Consider the following 2,624-nt stretch of genomic DNA (forward strand, 5'->3'; position numbering starts at 1 on the left):
CTGGTGTGCTGGACGACGGTGTGCTGGATGCGTTGACACCGGGGCGGGCGGCCGGGGTCTTGCGTCCGAAGGTGGCCGCGGCGCGGAATCTGCATGAGCTGACCGCCGGGATGGGCCTGTCGGCGTTCGTGCTGTTCTCCTCGGCGGCGGGCACGATGGGCGGGCCGGGGCAGGGGAGTTACGCGGCGGGCAACGCTTATCTGGACGCGCTGGCGCTGCAGCGGCGCGCGGACGGCCTCCCCGCCACGTCCATCGCCTGGGGCGCCTGGGCCGGAGGCGGCCTCGTCACGGGTGAGATCGACCGGCAGATGAGCCGATCGGGCATCCTGGCCATGTCCCCCGAGCCGGCCATTTCCGCGCTGCGGCAGGCCCTGGACCACGACGAGACGTTCCTCGTGGTCGCGGACATCGACTGGACACGCTTCGAAGCGGACTCCGCCGACACCCCCCTCTTCCGCCAACTGCGGAGCGCGCGGAGCGCCATCACGGGGAACCAGCCCACGGCGGGCGGCGCCGTCCCCGGGCGGGCGGAACTGCACGACCGGCTGGCAGCCATGCCCCGGGAGAAGCGGGAAGGGGCGCTGCGGGACCTGGTGCGGGCCCAGGCCGCCGATGTCCTCGCTCACGACAGCGTGGACGCGGTCGCGTCGGACCGCGCCTTCCGCGACCTCGGCTTCGACTCGCTGACCGCCGTCGAACTGCGCAACCGGATCGGCGCGGCGACCGGGCTGCGGCTGCCGGTCAGCCTCGTCTTCGACTACCCCACGCCCACGGTGCTGGCACGGTTCCTGCACGGGGAGATGTTCGGCACCGAGGAGGCCGGCGCCGCCGAGACGGCGCCGGCCCGGCCGGAATCATGGGACGAGCCCATCGCGATCGTGGCGATGAGCTGCCGGTTCCCGGGCGGTGTGCGGACCCCTGAGCAGCTGTGGGACGTGGTGCACGCCGGAGTCGACACGATCTCCGGATTCCCCGAGGACCGTGGCTGGGACCTCGAGGGGCTGTACGACCCCGACCCCGACAAGCCGGGCACGACCTATGCCCGCACCGGCGGATTCCTCGACAACGTCGCCGACTTCGACCCGGACTTCTTCGGCATCTCACGGCGTGAGGCCCTGGCCATGGACCCCCAGCAGCGGCTGCTGCTGGAGACGTCCTGGGAGGCGTTCGAGCGCGCCGGCATCGACCCGGCGACGCTGCGCGGCAGCCAGGCGGGCGTCTTCATCGGCTCGAACTACCAGGACTACAGCGGCCGGGCCGACAGCGCGCCGGACGGTGTGCAGGGCTATCTCGGACTCGGCAGCGCGTCGAGCGTCGCCTCCGGCCGCCTCTCCTACACCTTCGGCTTCGAGGGTCCGGCCATGACGGTGGACACCGCGTGCTCGTCGTCGCTGGTCGCCCTGCACCTGGCCTGCCAGTCGCTGCGCCAGGGCGAGTGCGACATGGCGCTGGCCGGCGGTGTGACGGTCATGGCCACGCCGGGCACGTTCGTCGAGTTCAGCACCCAGCGTGTGCTGTCGCCGGACGGACGGTGCAAGGCGTTCTCCGCCGAGGCCGATGGCACCGGCTGGTCCGAGGGCGTGGGCTTGCTGCTGGTGGAGCGGCTGTCGGACGCCCGGCGCAACGGCCACCAGGTGCTGGCCGTCGTACGGGGCTCGGCCATCAACCAGGACGGCGCGTCCAACGGCTTGACGGCCCCGAACGGCCCGGCGCAGCAGCGCGTGATCGGCAAGGCCCTGGAAAACGCGGGCCTGTCCGCCGTCGAGGTGGACGCGGTGGAGGCCCATGGCACGGGCACCTCGCTGGGTGACCCGATCGAGGCGCAGGCGCTGCTGGCCACCTACGGTCAGGGACGGCCGGAGGACCGGCCGCTGTGGCTGGGCTCCATCAAGTCGAACATCGGGCACACGCAGGCGGCCGCCGGTGTGGCCGGGGTCATCAAGATGGTGATGGCCATGCGTGCAGGGGTGCTGCCGAAGACGCTCCACGCGGAGGAGCCCTCGCCGCACATCGACTGGACCAGCGGCGCCGTGTCCCTGCTGCAGGAGTCCACCCCGTGGCCGGAGACGGAGCACCCGCGCCGGGCGGCCGTGTCGTCCTTCGGGATCAGCGGCACCAACGCGCACACGATCATCGAGGCCGCCGACGCCGTCGAGCCGCCGTCGCGGGAGACGGGCGGCGAGAGCACCGGTTCGCCGGCCGGTATCGCGGTGGTTCCGTGGCTGCTCTCCGGCGGCAGTCCCGACGCCCTGAGCGCTCAGGCCGGGCGACTGCGCGAGTTCGCCGGTGTGCGTACCGCGCACACCACTGATGTCGCCGACATCGGCTACTCACTGGCCACGACCCGTTCCGCCCTGCCCTACCGCGCCGTCGTGGTCGCCGAGGAGCTGGAGCAGTTCCGGTCCGGACTCGACGCGCTGGCGGCGGGCAGGAACGCGGCCACGCTGATCCAGGGCGTGGCGCGGGCCGAGCACAAGACGGCGTTCCTGTTCTCCGGCCAGGGTGCGCAGCGCCTGGGCATGGGCCGGGAGCTGTACGAGGCGTTCCCGGTGTTCGCCCAGGCGTTGGACGAGGTGTGCGCGCATCTCGACATGGTGCTCGACCGCCCGCTCACCGAGGTGATG

The 2,624-nt window shown here is 72.5% G+C and carries 1 protein-coding gene; it reads left to right on the forward strand.

Annotation, left to right across the window (positions count from 1 at the left end):
* Window positions 1-2,624 (forward strand): type I polyketide synthase (locus AXW62_RS16920; protein WP_159060894.1); only part of this gene is annotated, 2,624 nt, incomplete at both ends.

The organism is Streptomyces hygroscopicus subsp. hygroscopicus (genome assembly GCF_001553455.1).
Classification (GTDB): Bacteria; Actinomycetota; Actinomycetes; order Streptomycetales; family Streptomycetaceae; genus Streptomyces; species Streptomyces hygroscopicus.